Here is a 1,340-nt window from a genome sequence, read left to right as displayed (position 1 = left end):
AGAGGTGACAGACGCTCCGGAGCCATTCACCATCAACGGCGCGATGTGAACCGTGGCAGGCGCTAGCGGTTTAAGCGGCTTTCTTTTGCCTACTTGTATATTGTTATTGCGTCTGGAAACTGATCCTTTCCTTTCGCAGGAAGCGGTAGCCCGTTTGTCCTACAAGGGCTCGCAGCCCGAAAGAAAGCCGGTGGCGCCGCTTCCACTTACCGCTCCGAACCCGGACAGTTGACTGAGCCTCGAGCTCGCATTTCTGCAAGTATGGGTGCTGTGGTGAACCAAATCCAATCTTCTTCCGTTTCTCCCTTGTTCGTCGGTATCGATGTCAGCGGCGAGTTCCTCGATGTGGCCTGTCACGAGTCCACTGAATACTTCCGGGTCACCAATTCTCCCGAAGGTATCGCCGATCTGATCAACCGATTACTGCCCCTCAAACCCCAGTTGGTCGTGCTCGAAGCCACCGGCAAGCTCGAAAGAGCTGTCCTGGAAGCCTTGTGCCAGTCCGGCCTGCCTGGCGTTGCGGTCAATCCCAAATGGGTGCGTGACTTCGCTAAATCGACCGGCCGGCTCGCCAAGACCGACCGCATCGATGCGCGAGTCATCGCTCACTACGGCGCTGCAGTCAAGCCCGCCGTGCGGCCTTTGAACGATGATCAGACCCAGCAGTTGCAGGCTCTGATCCTGCGCCGGGCCCAGTTGATCGAGATGCTCACAGCCGAGCAGAATCGCCGCAAACGCGCTCACAAGGCCGCTCTCGCCAGCATCGACGAACTCATCAGGTTCCTCCAGCAACGTATCAAGGACGCCGACCACGACATCGACTCCTTCCTGCGTTCGAACGAACTCTGGTGCAAGACTGAAGTCTTGCTACGCTCTGCGCCCGGCATCGGCAGAGCCACAGCCGCCACACTCATCGCCTTTCTGCCTGAACTGGGCACCCTCAGCGGGCGGCAGATCGCGTCACTGGTAGGCCTCGCCCCGTTTAACGTCGATAGCGGGAGCTACCAGGGGCAGCGCCATATCAAAGGCGGTCGCCACATCGTGCGTCGTGCCCTCTACATGGCCTGCGTCGCAGCTCAACGGGCCAATCCCCAGATCAAGGCTTTCTGTGATCAGTTACGTGCCAGAGGCAAAAAAACCAAGGTCGCATTCGTCGCAGGCATGCGCAAGCTGCTTACCCAGCTCAACGCCATGATGCGCGATGCCATTCCCTGGAATCCCCCAAAAGCGTGATCTTTTGGGCCTTGCCCCTTGACCTTCAATACAGTTGCTTTTCTTTGCCGCTGGCAAAGAAAAGTAGGTGTGTAGTGGTCAAGCCTCTTTGGACACCCACAAAGGGG

The 1,340-nt window shown here is 58.1% G+C and carries 1 protein-coding gene; it reads left to right on the top strand.

Translation table 11 applies throughout. The features are described from left to right. The first annotated feature begins 282 nt into the window (after positions 1 to 282). On the top strand, positions 283 to 1,233 hold the full coding sequence (locus A3CW_RS0144155; protein ID WP_456152331.1) for an IS110 family transposase: 951 nt from the start codon (positions 283 to 285) through the stop codon (positions 1,231 to 1,233). Positions 1,234 to 1,340 lie beyond the last annotated feature (107 nt).

Origin of the sequence: Paraburkholderia nodosa DSM 21604 (assembly GCF_000519185.1) — a bacterium.
GTDB classification, from domain to species: Bacteria; Pseudomonadota; Gammaproteobacteria; order Burkholderiales; family Burkholderiaceae; genus Paraburkholderia; species Paraburkholderia nodosa.
Note: the sequence above shows the minus strand (reverse complement) of the source record. Positions and strands in the feature narration are given on the sequence as shown.